Consider the following 16549-nt stretch of genomic DNA (forward strand, 5'->3'; position numbering starts at 1 on the left):
TCAGGCCGCGGCGGGTGCCCCATCCGGCCGCAGCCGCGCGGCGCCGAGCGCCGATACCCCGAGAAAGATCGCGGCCGTCATCAGGCAGAGCCCGACCCCGCCGATCTGGTAGGTCAGCCCCGACGCGAGCGTGCCCAGAAGCCGCCCGGCGGCGTTGGCCATGTAGTAGAAGCCCACATCCATCGTCACGCGCTCGCCGCTCGTGAAGTGCAGGATCAGGTAGGAATGGAGCGACGAGTTCACCGCGAACACAGCGCCGAAGACCAGCAGCCCTGCGATCAGGGCGGCGGTTGTGACCGTGCTCTCCCCCCGGGTCCAGACGACGAGGGCGAGGATCGCAGGAATGGCGATCAGTGCCACGACCCAGCCGCGCGCCGCGGACACAAGCTCGCCCTCGGGCCGCGTGTCGGCGCGCAGCAGCTTCGGCGCCCAGGCCTGCACACCGCCATAGAGGATCGTCCAGACCGCCATGAACGTCCCGATCACGAAGAAGGCAAAGCGCGTGCCCTCCTCCGTCCCGTCCGACAACACGGCGTAGAAGTAGATCGGGATCCCGACAACGAACCATACGTCGCGCGCGCCGAAGAGGAACACCCGCGCGGCCGAGAGCCAGTTGACGTTGGCATCCTTGGAAAAGACCTCGCGGAACTTGGCCTCCTTGCGCCCCTTGGGCAGGCCGGACGGCATCTTCAGCGCGATGGCGGCAAAGATCACCGCCAACACGACCGCCATGCCGATGACCGAGGCCGTGAACCCGGCCAGGGCGAGGAGCCCGGCCCCGAGCAGGAAGCCCAGGCCCTTCACGGCGTTCTTCGACCCGGTCAGCACCGCGACCCAGCGGAAAAGTCCGCCGCGCGCCTTCGGCGCCAGGAGCTTGACCGCGCTCTTCGACGACATCTTGGCCAGGTCCTTGGCGACGCCAGACGCGCCCTGCACCGCCATCACGTAGACGACGGACATCCCCACGGCCCAGGACGGATCGAGTTGCGCGAGGGCGATCAGCGCGACGATCTGCAGCCCGAGCCCGGCATAGAGCGTCGAGGTCAGCCCGAACCGCGCCGCGATCCAGCCGGCCGACAGGTTCGTGACGATGCCCGCAAGCTCGTAGAGGATGAACAGGTAGGCCAGCTGCACCGGCGAGAAGCCGAGCGTGTGGAAATGCAGCAGCACGAGCATCCGCAACGCGCCGTCGGTCAGCATGAATGCCCAGTAGGCCGCCGTGACGGCGATGTAGGCCGAGAGGCCCTCCGGCCGGTCCTCGCGCGCCGCGTCTGTCACAGCCGGTCTCCCACCATGCGGGCGATGTCCACCAGTCGGTGCGCGTAGCCCATCTCGTTGTCGTACCACGCGTAGACCTTCACCTGCGTGCCGTTGACGACCATCGTGGACGGCGCGTCCACGATCGAGGATCGCGTGTCGTTCACGTAATCGGCCGACACCAGCGGCCGCTCCTCGAACCCGAGGATGCCGGCCAGCGGCGCGGTCTCCGCGGCCGCCTTCAGGAAGCCGTTGACCTCCTCGGCGTCTGTCGCGCGCTCCACCTCGAAGACGCAGTCGGTGATCGACGCGTTCAGAAGCGGCACGCGCACGGCGTGGCCGTTCAGCCGCCCCGTCAGCTCGGGGTAGATCTGCGTGATCGCGGTCGCGCTGCCGGTCGTCGTGGGGATCAGCGAATTGAGCGCCGAGCGGGCGCGGCGCAGGTCCTTTGCCGGCCGGTCCACCATCGTCTGCGTGTTGGTCACGTCGTGAATCGTCGTGATGCTGCCGTGCTTTATGCCGAGTTTTTCATGGATCACCTTCACCACTGGCGCGAGGCAGTTGGTGGTGCAGCTCGCGGCCGAGACGAGGTCGTGGCGCGCCGGATCGTAGATGTCGTGGTTGATCCCGAAAACGATGTTCGCCGCCTCCGCGTCCTTGACCGGCGCCGACACGACGACCTTCTTCGCGCCGCCGTCGAAATACGGGCGCGTCTTGGCCGCCGTCTTGAACACCCCGGTGCAGTCGATCACCACGTCCACCCCGTCGAGGGGCAGCCGCGCGGGATCGGTCTCCGACAGCATCGGGATGCGTGTGCCGTCGATCGTCACGCTGTTCGCGTCCGAGCCAAAGCGCGCGTTCCAGCGCCCGTGCACGGTGTCGAACTCCAGTAGATGCGCGTGCATCGCCGGATCGCCGACCGCGTCGTTCATCCAGGCGATGTCGAGCCCAGCCTCCAGCATCGGCCTCAGCGCCAGCTTGCCGATCCGGCCGAGCCCGTTCAGTGCGTATGTGGTCATACGAGATCCATACCGTGACGATGTGCAGCACAGATGACACGCGCGCCGCGCCATCCTTCGTTATTTCGGCAATTACCGAAATAACATCGCCTCTGCAAGTGCCTCAGCCGATGATCTCGAATTGGGTGACGTCGACCATGCCGCGATCGGTGATCTTGAGCGCCGGAATGACCGGCAGCGCGAGGAACGCCAGTTGCAGGAACGGCTCGTCCAGCGTGACGCCGAGCGCGCGCGCCGCCGTGCGCAGATCCGACAGCGCCGCCTGCACCTCCTCGAACGGCGCGAGCGACATCAGCCCGGCCACCGGCAGCGCGAGTTCGGCGCTGACATTGCCATCGACCGCGACAACGAAGCCGCCCTCGATTTCCGACAGGCGATTGGCGGCCACCGCCATGTCGCCGTAGTCGGCGCCGACCGCGACGATGTTGTGGTGATCGTGACAGACCGTCGCGGCGATCGCTCCGCGCGTCATGCCGAAACCGCGCACGAAGCCGGTGGCGATGTTGCCGTTGCGGCCGTGACGTTCGATCACCGCGATGCGCATCAGGTCGCGGGCGGGATCGGGCCGCTTGTCGCCGTCGACGATGGGAACGCGCTCGTCCAGGTGATCGGTCAGGATCTGACCGGGACGGATGCCGATCACGTCGGTCTCCTCCCGGTTGCCGGTGGCGCGGAACGCGTCGGCGTCCACGCGCGGCGCGCGGACGGAGTTGCGCCCCACCGGATCGAGCGGTTCGCGCGCGGCGAAGGCCGCGTCATCTGCGACGATACCGCCCGCGATCACCATCTCGACGTCGCAGGCCTCGAGCGATCCGATCACAGCGATGTCTGCCCTGTATCCCGGCGCGATCAGCCCGCGATCCTTGAGCCCGAACGCCTCGGCCGCCGACAGCGACGCGGCCCGGTAGGCGGCGAGCGGTGGCGTGCCGGCGGCGATCAGCCGGCGGATCATGTGATCGAGATGCCCTTCCTCGGCGATGTCGAGCGGGTTCCGGTCGTCGGTGCACAGGCACATGTATGGCGCGGTCCGCTCGGTCAGAAGCGGTTGCAACGCCTCCAGATCCTTCGACACGGACCCTTCGCGGATCAGCACCCGCATGCCTTTCCGGAGCTTCTCGCGCGCCTCTGCGGCGGTGGTGGCCTCATGCTCGGTGCGGATGCCGGCGGCGCAATAGGCGTTGAGATCGGTGCCCGAGAGAAGCGGGCAATGCCCGTCGATATGCCCGCCCTCGAAGGCGAGCAGCTTCTCCATCACCTGAGGATCGCGATGGATCACCCCGGGATAATTCATGAACTCCGCCAGACCGATCCCCGAGGGATGGTGCCGCAGCGGCTCGAGGTCGGACGCCGACAGGTCCGCGCCCGCGGTCTCCATGTGCGTCGAGGGCACGCAGGACGACAGTTGCACGCGCAGATCCATCACCGTGCGCTCGGACGCGCGCTGGAAGTAGCGGATGCCGTCCGCACCGATCACGTTGGCGATCTCGTGCGGGTCGCAGATCGCCGTCGTGATCCCGCGCGGACACACGCAGCGATCGAACTCAAGCGGCGTCACGAGCGAGCTTTCGACATGAAGATGCGTGTCGATGAATCCCGGCACGAGAAGGCGCCCCGTCAGGTCGATGACCTGCCGCCCCTCGTAGGCCGCGCCGGTTCCGACGATCCGGTCGCCGCAGATCGCCACGTCGCCCTCGATCTCGTCCCCGGTCACGAGGTCGAGCACGCGCGCCCCGCGCAGGACGAGGTCCGCGGGGACCTCGCCGCGGGCGGCGGCGATGCGGGTGGCAAGATCGGTCATGGCGGTCCTCCTGTCGGCATTGCCCCAGAGGACCGCGTTCGGCGGCGAAAGGAAAGGTGTCGCGGTCGGACGACGGCACATGTGGAAAGGGGCGCTCCGAAGAGCGCCCCTTTCACGACATGCCGGTCAGGACCGGCCGTCCCGTGCGAGATAGGACGGCTCGCGCCCCTGGTTGGCATGCATGTCACTCTTGCGCGTTGCACGTCCCGTCACGGCCACGATGAGGACCGCGACGAGGAACAACGCGCCGAGCCCTATGACAAAGACGTCAGTGAACATGCGCTCGGTTCCTCGTATGGTTTGCAGTCATAACCATGGCCGAGCCGTCAGGTTCCCGCAGGACAGCCATGACGTGAGGGCGTGTCCCTGCGGACACAGCGGCGCCTTGCCGGGATCAGCCCGGCGCCGAGCCGGCAAGGGCGTTGTCGCGGGCTTCGGCCTCCGCCGCGGCCAGTTGGCCGCCCGCGGTGCCCCGCGCCCGGGCCGCCTCGATCAGCGCGCGAAAGATGCGGCGATGCGCCCGGCGGTAGAAGATGTGCTCGGGGTGCCACTGAACGCCGAGCGCGAACGGGTCGCGCACGCGCTCCACCGCCTGGATCATGCCGCCGGAATCGCGCGCGGCGACCCGAAGCTCGGACCCCAGCCGCTTGACCGCCTGCGTGTGCAGCGCGTTGACCTGCAGGCAATGCGCGCCGGTCGTGCGCGCCAGCAGGCTGTCCTCGGTCACGTCCACGCGCTTGCGCGGCAGGATCGTGCGCAGGTAACGCGAGTCGTAGACCTCATAGGCTTCCTGGTGCAGGTCGCCGCCCAGCACCACGTTCAGCATCTGCGCCCCGCGGCAGATCCCGAGGACCGGCAGGTTCCGATCGAAGGCCTGCCGGATCACCTCCTGCTCCAGCGCGTCGCGGTCGGGATCGAGTCGCACGCCCAGCCGGACCTCGCCGCCATAGAGCTGCGGCGCGATGTCGTCGCCGCCGCCGATGACCACCGCGTCGACCTTGTCCAGATCGACCTCGCGGCCGGCGCGCCACTTGATCGCGCGGCCGCCGGCCAGCCGGATATTCAGCCACATCAGCGGGAAGATGCGCCAACCGGACCGGCGCGACACGGTCACTCCGACGATCGGACGGCTCATGCGACGTCTCCGAGGCGCGCCGCCACCTTGCGGGTCCAGTCTCCGCGCACCGAGGTCAGGGAGTCGCGGTGGGCGCGCCATTCGCGCGCGAGCTCGCGCACGAGCCCGGAATCCTCCGCGATCCGCTCGATCCGCACCCAACGGTTCCACTCGAGCGCCAGCGACCAGTCGGGCTCGTCGATGCGGCAATCGGGCAATCGGTAATGAAAGGTCGGACGCGCCGCGATCGAGGACAGGTCGAGCTTTTGCGCCACCCGGTCGCGATCGATGTGCGCGAAGAGGCACAGCATGTCGAGCCCGTGGTTCCGCGACGGCGCGCGCTCCAGGTAGAGATCGATCAGCGCCGCCATGTCCGGGATCACGCCCTTGGCCAGCCCGTCGAGCAGCGCTCTTGGATACGGGTCGACGAACGGCAGCGCCCGGCGGGCGATGTCGATCTCCATCTCGCGGCGCAGCGCGTCCTCGCAGAAGGCGTAGGCACTGAGGACGGGCTGCACGTCCGACAGGTCGGTCGACACGACCTCCGGGTTGAAATGAACCCCGTAGCCGGCAAAGAGCCCCGAGGCCGTCCCTGTGGCGCCGGCGGCGTGCAGCGCGCCCAGAAGCCGGTCGAGCGCCGCGATGTCGGCGGGCGCGATCGGGCTGGTGACGATTTCGACCGGCACAACGGTGCGTGCGACCGAATGCAGGCTTTCGCCTAGCCAGCCCTCGGGCCGCTTCAGGAGCGCCGTGTCGAGGTAGATCTCGAGGTCGCCGGCCGCGCTCCCCTGGACGACAAATCCCTTCTCGCCGCCAAGCCCGATCTCTCCTCCGAGCGTGTCGGCGGCGATTTCGGCGACCCGGCGCTCCTCGAGGCCGCCGAGCTCGATCTCGACGCCGACGCGCCGCGGCGTGCCCTCTCGGGTATCCGGCCGCGGCAGCTCCGCGATCTTGGGAGGGGTCCGGTCCGGCATCAGAAATCGACCACTTCGGGTTTGAAGTCGGACAGACGGAACAGGACCCGGACGCGATAGCGCCCGTCGACGCTTCCCTGTTCGAGCGCGCCGCCCAGCTGCGTGGCGAAGGCCTGGATCAACCGGTTGCCGAGCCCGGTGCGATCCGCGTCGTCCGCCAGCGGCATGTCTCCACAGCTGTTGACCACCTCCAGCGCCACGCCGCGCTCGGGCCCGTCGCGCTTCAGGTCGACATGAAGCCGATAGACCCCGTCGGCGTCCGGCTGCATGTACTTGCCCGCATTGGTCAGCGCCTCGGCCACGAGCAGCGACATGGGCACGGCCTGGTCCGGGTAGACCTCGATCTCGGCAAGGCTCTTGGTGACTTCCACCGTCACGTTGCTGTCGCGCGAGACGATGTTCATCTGCTCGATCAGCTCCGACAGCAGCTGCGCCGCGTTGACGTGGCCCAGGTCGCCGGTCTGGTAGAGATTGCGATGGATCGTCGCGAGCCCGCGGATGCGCTCCTGCAGACGCTGCAGGACGCGCCGCGTTTCCTCGCTGTCGCTCTGCCGGATCTGCATGTTCATGATCGACGAGATGAGCTGGAGATTGTTCTTCACCCGGTGGTGAACCTCCTTCAGCAGGATCGTCTTCTCGCGCAGCGTGTTCTCGAGCTGCGCCTCGTCCTGCATGATCGAGTCGGCCATGTGCAGGAAGTCGTTCTCCATGTCCCGCAGCTCCAGCGCCATGTCGGCCGAGGCGATCTGCCCTGGCACGCGCCGGTCGCGGGCGAAACTGCGCATCTGGTGACGCAGCGTCCGGATGTGGCGGATCACGAGACGGTTCACCGCGAGGTAGGCAACGATCACGCTTGCCACCCACATCACCAGCGGCAGCGACCGCGCCAGCCCGCCTGTGCCGAGCGTCGTCGCCGCCGAACTGTTCTGGGGCCACACCGACAACGCGTAGACGAGATCCGGAACGACCGGCGTGAACGCGAAGATCCTTTCCTCGCCATCCGCACTCCGCGCGAGAAAACTGTGCTCGGACCCCCCGGCGAGCGCCGCGAGATCCATCTGCGTCGGCAACAGCTCCTGCGCCTGATCGTAGCCAAGACCGGTCGTCAGGATCTGACCGGTGCGGCTGAACGTCAGCAGTTCGAGGTAATCCTCACCGCTCGGCCGGCTCGGGCGGAAGAACTCGACCGGGATCGAGATCGCCACGTGCCCCTGCAGCACGCCATCGGTCGAAAACGGCTCGGTCACGACGACGACCGGACCGGGGCTGACCGACGGGTCGTCGACGCGGATCACCGCCGGGAACGGCTCCTGAACGGCGTCTGTGATCCGCGGAAACCGGTCGAGGCTGATATCGCTGCCGGCCGAGGAACACCGGACGCGCCCGCTTTTCAGCAGGACGCCCACAAAGGTGTAGTTCTGGCTCGATCCACGGAAATCCGACAGGTACAGATCGCAGGTTTCGGTATCCGTGCCGACGATCCCGTCCGTCGCGCCGATTGCCTGCGCGGCGCCGAGCGCGCGCAGAACGTTGCGCCGCTCCGACGTGGCCGCGTTTTCGGTGATGCCGGTGACGCTAAGCTGCGCGCGGGCCCGGGTCTCCTCCTCGAGCTTCGCTGTCTGCCAGTACGCCACGATTCCCAGCGGCACGAGCGCGATGGTCAGGAACCCGATGATACGGGCGCCGAGCCCGCTTGGGACCGGACGCGGACCAGTCGCGCCGATCATGACTTATCCTGCTGCGGAGGATCGGTTGCCCGCGACCACCGCCATCGTTGCGCTGTCGGTCATTTCCAGCGCCTCGTCATCGGTCAGGTGCATCAGCTGCGCAAGTCGCGAGCGTGCGCGGTTCGTCCGGCTCTTGATCGTGCCGACGGCAACGCCACACATGTCCGCCGCTTCCTCGTAGGAAAAGCCGGACGCGCCCACGAGAACCAGCGCCTCGCGCTGTTCGTCATTCAGCTGTGCGAAGGCGCGGCGGAAATCCGAAAGCTGCAGGCGCCCGTCATGGGCCGGCTTTTCGGACAGACCCTCGGTCATCAGGCCGTCGCTGTCCGACACTTCCCGCCCGGCCTTTCGCCGGTTGGAATAGTAGGTGTTGCGCAGGATCGTGAAGAGCCAAGCCCGCATGTTCGTCCCGGGCTCGAACGTATGGATCTTTGTCCACGCCTTTACGAGGCTGTCCTGCACCATGTCGTCGGCGAGGGAAGAATTGCGCGTCAGGCTGAGCGCGAAGGCACGCATCGCCGGCAGGTGCTGAACGATTTCGTCGCGAGGATCCGCATTCATTTGCTGCGCCTGCTTTCCGGCTCCGCGGAAACGCCGTTGAGTTGACCCGCGTCACCCTGCTCCTGTTCCTTCAGCTGCTCCAGCAGCGTGAGGAACCGATCGGGCACGTCTTCCTTGAGCATGTCCTGATACACACGCTTGAGATTATCATCTATCACTTGCGCTTGCTTCGTCTTGTCCCGGGGCTGAGCCATCATTTTCCTTACACGCGCCTGCCATCACTCTGTAACCTGAACTCGGGAACCAACTGCACGCGGGAGCGTTCGGTTCCCAACAAAGTTTTCAAGGGACGTATCCATGACACAAGCCGACCTGAGCAGCGAAATCGGTGCCGCGCTTCCCTACCTGCGCCGGTACGCCCGCGCTCTCACCGGGTCGCAGACGACCGGGGACAAATACGCCGCCGCCACACTCGAGGCGGTTCTCGCGGACAGAACGATGGTGGCCGAAGCGAGTTCCGGCAAGGCGGGACTTTTCCAGGTCTTCCATGGCATCTGGATCACCACCGGGGCACCCGTCACCGAGGACGACACCGGTCCGCGCGCCGCGGCGCAACGCCATCTCGCCAAGCTGACCACCAACAGCCGCGAAGCGCTGCTGCTGCACACCATCGAGGAATTCTCGATGGCCGAGGTGGGCGAGATCATGCAGACCGGCGCCGACGAGGCCGAGACGCTCATCGACACCGCCCGGCGCGAGATGGCCGACGGCATGTCGGGTCGCGTGCTCATCATCGAGGACGAGGCGATCATCGCCATGGATCTCGAGAGCATCGTGGCCGATCTGGGCCATCGGGTCACCGGCGTGGCCCGCACCCGCGACGGCGCGATCAAGCTCGCGCATCAGGAGGCACCCGACCTTATCCTCGCGGACATTCAGCTTGCGGACAATTCGTCGGGCGTCGATGCGGTCAACGACATTCTCGGGCAACTGGGCGAACGGCCGGTGATCTTCATTACCGCGTTCCCCGAGCGGCTGCTGACCGGCGACAAGCCCGAGCCTGCCTTCCTGATCTCGAAGCCCTACTCGGAAGAGCAGGTGCGCTCGGCAATCAGCCAGGCGATGTTCTTCTCCTCGACGGAGACGCTGCGCGCCTGAAATCGCGGCCCGCGCGACTGACACCGACGCCCCGCCGGTCCGCCGGCGGGGCGTCGTCGTTTCCGCCCTTGCCCCTCGCGGTCACAGGGCGCATGACTGAGGCCCGGCCGGGCCCGCACTTCGGGTCCGATGCCCATCCCGACCGGAGAGCCGCCGTGCCCCGCCTCGCCCTCGCCCTCGCGATCATCGCCGCCGCCGCCCCCGTCTCGGCGCAGGAGGCGCCCGCCCGCGCGGAGGTCGCGCAGATCCTGTCGGTGCTGGCCGACATGGGGTGCGAGGTCGCACCGAACGATATCGAGCGTACCGCACAGGGCTTCGCGATCCACGATGCACTGTGCTCCGACGGGCGCTACGAGATCGCGCTCGACCGCGAGTTCGGTGTCATCAACCGCCAGCGGAAGTGAGCGCGCCGCGCCGGCTCACGCCAGCGACGGCAGCCAGAGCACGATCCCCGGAAACGCCACGAGCAGCGAGATCGTCACCGCGTCGGCTATGAAGAACGGCGTGACCCCGCGGAACACGTCCTGCACCGAAAGATCCGGACGAACGCCCGCGACGACGAAGCAGTTGAGCCCGATCGGCGGCGTGATGAGGCAGAACTCGGCCATCTTGACCACGAGAATGCCGAACCAGATCGCGCACATCGTGCCGTTCATGCCGAAGGCCGATTGCTCGGCGCTCACGAACTCGCCGCCGTTCAGCGCCATCACCGCGGGATAGACCACCGGCAGCGTCAGAAGCAGCATCCCGATCGCGTCCATGAACATGCCGAGCACCGCGTAGGCCAGCAGGATGCACACCAGGATGAGAAGCGGCGGATAGTCGAGCGACGTGATCCAGTTCGAGAACGCGTCGGGCAGCTGCGCGAACCCCAGGAAGCGCACGTAGATCAGCACGCCCCAGATGATCGAGAAGATCATGATCGACAGCTTGGCCGTCTCGATCAGCGCGTCCTTCAGCTCGCCCCACCGCATCCCGCGCCAGAGCGCCATGCAGAACACGATGAACGCGCCGATCGCACCGCCCTCGGTCGGCGTGCCCCACGCATCGCCACCGAACGGGTTGTAGACGAAGAAGATGATGATGACGACGACCGCCACGATCGGCAGCGCCGGCGGCAGCGCCACCAGCCGCTCGCGCCACGTGAAGCCCGACACCGGCGGTCCGAAGCCGCGGATCGTCAGCGCCAGCCCGATGATGAGCGCACCGTAGACGAAGGCCGAGAACACCCCCGGAAGGAACCCCGCCAGCAGAAGCTTGCCCACGTCCTGCTCGACGATGATCGCGTAGATCACGAGGATCGCCGAGGGCGGGATCAGGCTGGCCAGCGTTCCGCCCGCGGCCACGACGCCCGCGGCAAACCGCTTGTCGTAGCCGACCTTCAGCATCTCGGGGATGGCGATCCGCGCGAACACCGCCGCCGTCGCCACGCTCGCGCCCGACACCGCGGCAAAGCCCGCGGTCGCGAACACGGTCGACACCGCCAGACCGCCCGGCACCCACGCGATCCAGCGCTTCGCCGCTTCGAACAGCGCCCGCGTCAGCCCCGCGTAGTAGGCGAGGTACCCGATCAGGATGAAGGTCGGAATGAGCGACAGGGCCTGGCTCGACACCTTGGAATGGGGCACCTGCCCCGCGGTCTGGACCGCGACCGACAGCGCCCAGCCGAATTCCTCGGCGGCGTAGTCCTTGCGCACCCAGAAGATCCAGACAAGCCCGAGGAGCCCGGCCAGGCCCGCGGCAAAGGCCACGCGCATGCCGAGCACGACCATGACGAGAAGCCCGCCAGTGACCCACAGCCCGATCTCGATCGGTTCCATCAGTCCCGGCCCTCCACCTGCCGCGCCTCGGCCGCCGCGATCTCGGCCGCGGACTGCACCAACGGCACCGCGACCGGCGACTCGAGCCCGAGCACGAACGCCCGGCCGTAGCCCCAGAGTTGCAGCACCAGCCGCACGCACATGACGGCGAAGGCGATCGGCACCACGAGCTTGGCCGGCCAGATCGGCAGGCCGATGTCGATCGAGCTGTCACGGCTCCACATCGGGGCGCCGAAATCGAAGCTGCGGTCGAAATGCGCCCAGGAGCCCCAGACCAGCGCCACCATCAGCACGAGGATCAGGAAGGTCGTGATCCACTCGGCGAGCCACAGCGCCCGGCCGCGCAGCGCGCCGACGACGATGTCCATGCGGATATGGCCCCCCTGCCGCTGGACATACGAAATTCCGAGGATCGCGATCAGCGGCATGAAAGCCTCGATCCAGTCGACATAGCCGGGCAGCGGCTCGTTGAAGCCGTTGCGGCCCGTGACCGACACGACGGCGAGCACCATCAGCCCAAAGGCGAAGACGCCCGAGATCAGGGCAAGGACGCGCTCGGCCCGCGCCAGCCGCCGATCGAGGCGGCTGAGCAGGCTGTCGTCCTCGAGGACGGCAGCGGCTCCGGCCATGGAGATCCTTTCGCGAGGGGCGGCGTCCGGGCAGGCGCGCAGGCCCGCCCGGAAGCGGAACGGACGGGTCGGCGGATCAGTTCGTGCCGCGCTGCTCGTTCAACGTCGACTTCACGAGGTCGAACAGTTCCTGCGCCGGCAGGCCCTGCCCGCTCATTTCCTCGATCCAGGCCTGTTGGATCGGGGCGCCGCCGACCTCCTCGAACTGCGCGAGCTGCTCTTCGGAGATCATCACCTTCTCGACGCCGCGCTCCTCGAGCACGCTGTCCCAGCGCGCGAGCAGCTCGCCGTAATTGGCGAGGTAGTGGTCGATCGCCTCGGGCACGGAACTGTCGAGCGCCGCGCGCTCGTCCTCGGACAGCGACTCGTAGGCGTCGATATTGACCACGACCGGGCAGTTCACCGTCCCGGGGTTGAGGTTCGCGGTCCACCAGTCGGCCTCGTTGATGGTGCCGAAGGACAGGTGCGCGTGCTGGGCGAAGGCCACGGTGTCGACGACCCCGCCCTCCATCGCCTGGTAGGCCTCGGACGAGGTGACCGACGTCGGCACCGCGCCCACGGCGCGGAACGCCTCGCCCAGGCCGCCGGTCGCCCGGACCCGCATCCCGTCGAAGTCCGCCAGTTCGTCGCGCGGCTCGCCGGTGCCGACGATGTTGTATTGCGGCATCGGCGACGTCATCAGCATCTTGGCGTTCCACTGCGCCATCTCTTCGGTCACCGCGGGGTGATCGTAGACGGCGTGACTGACCGCGGTCTCCTCCTCGAGCGTCGAGACCCCCATGAAGGGCAGTTCCAGCACCGTGATCGCGCGGTTCTTGTCCGGATGGTAGCCGGCACAGAACTGCGCCATCTCGAACGCGCCGATCGAGATCCCGTCGAGGTTCTCGCGGTTGTTCGACAGCCCGCCATACGAAATGTTCATCGTGAATTCGCCGTCCGTCTTCTCCTCGACCAGCTCGGCGAGCTTGTGCACGTGCTCGGTGAAGGCGCGGCGCTTGCCCCAGAGCGAGACGTTCCATTCCGTCGCCATCGCCTCGCCGGCGAAGCTGATGGCGAGCGCGGAGACGACCAGGCGGCCGGTGATGCGTCGTGTCATTGCGATGTCCTCCCTGTGGTGCGGGCTCTGCGGCGCCGCTGCCGATCAGCCTACGGGCTCGGACCCGAAGCGCAAGCGTCGAGTCGCGACAGGCCTCGCGCGCGCTCCGATACCGCCCCGCGCGACCCGCTGCGGGCCAGGCGCGGCGCTGTCGGCGCCCACGCTTGCGACGCAACGTCACGCCAGGGCCTGCGGCGGCGCGGTCGGCGCTTCGGGCCTGATTGCGCTAAACACCCGTATTTCCATGTGATTACGGATTGGGCGGTTAACGAACTTTACAACACGCTGACGTCCGCGGAAAACAATTTACAGAAAAACCATTTCGATTGAGTGACTTATTTCATTGTTTTCGCCGATCGCTATGCTTTGCGCAAAATCGGAGGAGGAGGCCTCCGATCCGGCGATGAGGAGGACCGGTCCATGAACGATCATGCCAAGACCTTCACCCCCAGCGATGCGACCGTGTCGCGGGCGCATGTGGATCATGCGCGGTACGCGGAGATGTACGCGCGTTCTGTGGAGGATCCCGAGGGGTTCTGGGCCGAGGAGGCGAAGCGTCTCGACTGGCGCCGGGCGCCGACGAGGATCAAGGACGTGGACTTCACCCACGGGTCGGTGTCGATCAAGTGGTTCGAGGACGGCACGCTGAACGTGGCCGAGAACTGCGTCGACCGCCATCTCGCCACCCGCGCCGAGCAGACCGCGATCCTGTGGGAGCCCGACGATCCCGAGGAGCCGGCGCAGGCGATCACCTACCGCGAGCTGCACGAGAACGTCTGCCGCATGGCCAACGTGCTCAAGGACCACGGCGTCGGCCGCGGCGACCGCGTGGTGCTCTACCTGCCGATGATCCCCGAGGCCGCCTACGCGATGCTGGCCTGCGCGCGGATCGGCGCCATCCACTCGGTCGTCTTCGCCGGCTTCTCGCCCGACGCGCTCGGCCAGCGGATCAACGGCTGCGGCGCCAAGGTCGTCATCACCGCCGACGAGGCGCCGCGCGGCGGCCGCAAGACCGCGCTCAAGTCGAACACCGACAAGGCGCTGATCCACTGCGACGACCGGGTGAAGTGCCTGGTGGTCAAGCGCACCGGCGGCCAGACCACCTGGACCGGCCAGGACGTCGACCTCACCGCGGCGATGCGGGACGCCGCCACCGACTGCCCGGCCGAGGAGATGGGCGCGGAGGATCCGCTCTTCATCCTCTACACCTCCGGCTCGACCGGCCAGCCCAAGGGCGTGGTGCACACCTCCGGCGGCTACCTCGTCTACGCCGCGATGACCCACGAGATCACCTTCGACGTCCATGACGGCGACATCTACTGGTGCACCGCCGATGTCGGCTGGGTCACCGGGCACAGCTACATCGTCTACGGCCCCCTCGCCAACGGCTCGACCACGCTGATGTTCGAGGGCGGGCCCACCTGGCCCGACGCCTCCCGCTTCTGGCAGGTCTGCGAAAAGCACGCCGTCACCCAGTTCTACACCGCGCCGACGGCGATCCGCGCGCTGATGGGCCAGGGCGACGCCTACGTGACCGGCTCGGACCTGTCGTCGCTGCGCATCCTCGGCACGGTGGGCGAGCCGATCAACCCCGAGGCCTGGGCGTGGTACAACGACGTGGTCGGCCAGAACCGCTGCCCGATCGTCGACACCTACTGGCAGACCGAGACCGGCGGGCACCTGATCACGCCCCTGCCCGGCGCCCACGCCACCAAGCCCGGCGCGGCGATGCAGCCGTTCTTCGGCGTGCGCCCGGTGGTGCTCGAGCCCGAGAGCGGCAAGGAGATCGACGACACCGAGGCCTCGGGCGTGCTCGCCTTCGCCGACAGCTGGCCGGGGCAGATGCGCACCGTCTGGGGCGATCACGAGCGCTTCGAGAACACCTACTTCCAGCAGTACAAGGGCTACTACTTCTCGGGCGACGGCTGCCGCCGCGACGCCGACGGCGACTACTGGATCACCGGGCGCGTCGACGACGTCATCAACGTCTCGGGCCACCGCATGGGCACCGCCGAGGTCGAGAGCGCCCTCGTCGCCCACGAGAAGGTCGCCGAGGCCGCGGTCGTGGGCTACCCCCACGACGTCAAGGGCCAGGGCATCTATTGCTACGTCACCCTGATGACCGGGGTCGAGGCCTCCGACGAGCTCAAGAAAGAGCTCCAGACCTGGGTGCGCCAGGAGATCGGCCCGATCGCCAAACCCGACCTCATCCAGTGGGCCCCCGGCCTGCCCAAGACCCGGTCCGGCAAGATCATGCGCCGCATCCTGCGCAAGATCGCCGAAAACGACTACGGATCCCTCGGCGACACATCGACGCTCGCCGACCCCGCCGTCGTCGACGACCTCATCGAAAACCGGCAGAACAAGGGGTGAGGGCGATGGACGGGCAAAGTCAGGTCTCCGCGACGACACCGGTCTTTCTCCTGCTCGGCCCCCCGGGCGCCGGCAAGGGCACGCAGGCGCGGATGCTGCAGGAGCGCTTCGGCCTCGTGCAGCTCTCGACCGGTGACCTTCTGCGCGAGGCGGTCCGCGCCGGCACCCCCGCCGGCCGCGCCGCCGAGGAGGTCATGGCGCGCGGCGATCTGGTGTCGGACGGCATCGTGGTCGCGATCCTGCGAGACCGGCTCACGCAGCCCGACACCCGCGCGGGCGTCATCCTCGACGGTTTTCCGCGCACCACCGCGCAGGCCGAGGCGCTGGACGGGCTCCTCGCCGAGCGCGGCGAGCGGATCGACGCCGCGATCAGCCTCGACGTCGACGACACCCGGATGGTCGAGCGGATCTCCGGGCGCTTCACCTGCGCCGGCTGCGGCGAAGGCTACCACGAGACGTTCAAGCCGACCGCCGCGCCCGAGACCTGCGACAAGTGCGGCGGCACCGAGATGATCCGGCGCGCCGACGACACCGCCGAGACGGTGGCGACCCGCCTCGCGGCCTACCACGCGCAGACCGCGCCGCTCATCGCCCATTACGACGCGCAGGACGCGCTGGTGCGGATCAACGCGATGGGCTCCATCGGCGAGATCGGCGACCGTCTCGCGGCGGTGATCCGCGCGGCGCGGCACTGACACGACGACCCGGCGGGGCGCGGAGCGACCGCGGCCCGTCGACACGGAGGAACGGGCCGTCACCGGCCCGGACAGTTTCACAGGAGGAGGACCCGCAGCTCATGGCGGATCAGACACAGCACGCGTCCCGCGCGACGTCCGACGGGGTGGCCTACTGGAAGGCCAACATCCGTCTCATCATCGGCTCTCTCATCATATGGGCGCTCGTGAGCTTCGGCTTCGGCATCCTGTTGCGCCCGGCCCTGTCGGGCATCGGCATCGGCGGCACCGACCTGGGCTTCTGGTTCGCACAGCAGGGATCGATCATCGTCTTCCTGGCGCTGATCTTCTTCTACGCGTGGCGGATGAACAGCCTCGATCGCAAATTCGGCGTGGACGAGGAGTAACC

Annotated in this window: 17 protein-coding genes; 5 read left to right on the forward strand and 12 right to left on the reverse strand. The window is 67.8% G+C overall.

What is annotated here, in order from left to right:
• From arsJ to ROJ8625_RS08400, 9 genes are all read right to left on the reverse strand, one after another.
• A complete protein-coding gene (arsJ, locus tag ROJ8625_RS08365; protein ID WP_143535082.1) occupies positions 1-1278 on the reverse strand; it encodes an organoarsenical effux MFS transporter ArsJ in 1278 nt (425 codons plus the stop codon).
• Positions 1275-2276 carry an ArsJ-associated glyceraldehyde-3-phosphate dehydrogenase gene (locus ROJ8625_RS08370; RefSeq protein WP_085791440.1) on the reverse strand — a complete coding sequence of 334 codons (1002 nt, stop codon included), beginning with the start codon at positions 2274-2276 and terminating at the stop codon, positions 1275-1277. Before ROJ8625_RS08370 ends, arsJ begins: the two co-directional genes overlap by 4 nt.
• 103 nt (positions 2277-2379) lie before the next feature.
• Positions 2380-4074 (reverse strand): adenine deaminase, encoded by a 1695-nt coding sequence (gene ade / locus ROJ8625_RS08375; protein WP_085791441.1) that lies wholly within the window; start codon positions 4072-4074, stop codon positions 2380-2382.
• Positions 4075-4200: 126 nt separating this feature from the next.
• A complete protein-coding gene (locus ROJ8625_RS20985) occupies positions 4201-4353 on the reverse strand; it encodes a hypothetical protein (RefSeq protein WP_159456743.1) in 153 nt (50 codons plus the stop codon).
• A 115-nt stretch (positions 4354-4468) separates the two neighbouring features.
• On the reverse strand, positions 4469-5209 hold the full coding sequence (locus ROJ8625_RS08380; RefSeq protein WP_085791442.1) for a gamma-glutamyl-gamma-aminobutyrate hydrolase family protein: 741 nt from the start codon (positions 5207-5209) through the stop codon (positions 4469-4471).
• Positions 5206-6162, reverse strand: coding sequence for an amidoligase family protein (locus ROJ8625_RS08385; protein ID WP_085791443.1), 957 nt, complete (start codon positions 6160-6162; stop codon positions 5206-5208). Before ROJ8625_RS08385 ends, ROJ8625_RS08380 begins: the two co-directional genes overlap by 4 nt.
• Positions 6162-7889 carry a sensor histidine kinase gene (locus ROJ8625_RS08390; RefSeq protein WP_085791444.1) on the reverse strand — a complete coding sequence of 576 codons (1728 nt, stop codon included), beginning with the start codon at positions 7887-7889 and terminating at the stop codon, positions 6162-6164. The genes ROJ8625_RS08385 and ROJ8625_RS08390 overlap by 1 nt, the downstream gene beginning before the upstream one ends.
• Before the next feature lie 3 nt (positions 7890-7892).
• A complete protein-coding gene (locus ROJ8625_RS08395) occupies positions 7893-8450 on the reverse strand; it encodes an RNA polymerase sigma factor (protein WP_085791445.1) in 558 nt (185 codons plus the stop codon).
• Positions 8447-8647, reverse strand: coding sequence for a NepR family anti-sigma factor (locus tag ROJ8625_RS08400; protein ID WP_306372289.1), 201 nt, complete (start codon positions 8645-8647; stop codon positions 8447-8449). The genes ROJ8625_RS08395 and ROJ8625_RS08400 overlap by 4 nt, the downstream gene beginning before the upstream one ends.
• 100 nt (positions 8648-8747) lie before the next feature.
• On the opposite strand from ROJ8625_RS08400, the gene ROJ8625_RS08405 reads away from it, so the two are divergent.
• Together ROJ8625_RS08405 and ROJ8625_RS08410 are read left to right on the forward strand one after the other, a co-directional pair.
• Positions 8748-9548 carry a response regulator gene (locus tag ROJ8625_RS08405; protein WP_085791446.1) on the forward strand — a complete coding sequence of 267 codons (801 nt, stop codon included), beginning with the start codon at positions 8748-8750 and terminating at the stop codon, positions 9546-9548.
• Between the two features lie 155 nt (positions 9549-9703).
• Positions 9704-9952: a hypothetical protein gene (locus tag ROJ8625_RS08410; RefSeq protein WP_085791447.1), complete on the forward strand. Its 249-nt coding sequence runs from the start codon at positions 9704-9706 to the stop codon at positions 9950-9952.
• A 15-nt stretch (positions 9953-9967) separates the two neighbouring features.
• Here ROJ8625_RS08410 and ROJ8625_RS08415 read toward each other — a convergent pair whose 3' ends face one another.
• The 3 genes from ROJ8625_RS08415 to ROJ8625_RS08425 all read right to left on the reverse strand — a co-directional run bounded on the left by ROJ8625_RS08415 (position 9968) and on the right by ROJ8625_RS08425 (position 13093).
• Positions 9968-11368 carry a TRAP transporter large permease gene (locus ROJ8625_RS08415; RefSeq protein ID WP_085791448.1) on the reverse strand — a complete coding sequence of 467 codons (1401 nt, stop codon included), beginning with the start codon at positions 11366-11368 and terminating at the stop codon, positions 9968-9970.
• On the reverse strand, positions 11368-11997 hold the full coding sequence (locus ROJ8625_RS08420) for a TRAP transporter small permease subunit (RefSeq protein ID WP_085791449.1): 630 nt from the start codon (positions 11995-11997) through the stop codon (positions 11368-11370). Before ROJ8625_RS08420 ends, ROJ8625_RS08415 begins: the two co-directional genes overlap by 1 nt.
• A 76-nt stretch (positions 11998-12073) precedes the next feature.
• Positions 12074-13093 carry a C4-dicarboxylate TRAP transporter substrate-binding protein gene (locus tag ROJ8625_RS08425; RefSeq protein WP_085791450.1) on the reverse strand — a complete coding sequence of 340 codons (1020 nt, stop codon included), beginning with the start codon at positions 13091-13093 and terminating at the stop codon, positions 12074-12076.
• Between the two features lie 420 nt (positions 13094-13513).
• Between ROJ8625_RS08425 and acs the strand changes: the two genes are divergently transcribed.
• The 3 genes from acs to ROJ8625_RS08440 all read left to right on the forward strand — a co-directional run bounded on the left by acs (position 13514) and on the right by ROJ8625_RS08440 (position 16547).
• Positions 13514-15466: an acetate--CoA ligase gene (gene acs / locus ROJ8625_RS08430; RefSeq protein WP_085791451.1), complete on the forward strand. Its 1953-nt coding sequence runs from the start codon at positions 13514-13516 to the stop codon at positions 15464-15466.
• A 5-nt stretch (positions 15467-15471) separates the two neighbouring features.
• Positions 15472-16161 (forward strand): adenylate kinase, encoded by a 690-nt coding sequence (locus ROJ8625_RS08435; protein ID WP_085791452.1) that lies wholly within the window; start codon positions 15472-15474, stop codon positions 16159-16161.
• A 101-nt stretch (positions 16162-16262) separates the two neighbouring features.
• Positions 16263-16547, forward strand: a complete 285-nt coding sequence (locus ROJ8625_RS08440; RefSeq protein ID WP_085791453.1) for a DUF4212 domain-containing protein — start codon at positions 16263-16265, stop codon at positions 16545-16547.
• Positions 16548-16549: the final 2 nt, after the last annotated feature.

The sequence above is a fragment of the Roseivivax jejudonensis genome (genome assembly GCF_900172265.1).
Classification (GTDB): Bacteria; Pseudomonadota; Alphaproteobacteria; order Rhodobacterales; family Rhodobacteraceae; genus Roseivivax; species Roseivivax jejudonensis.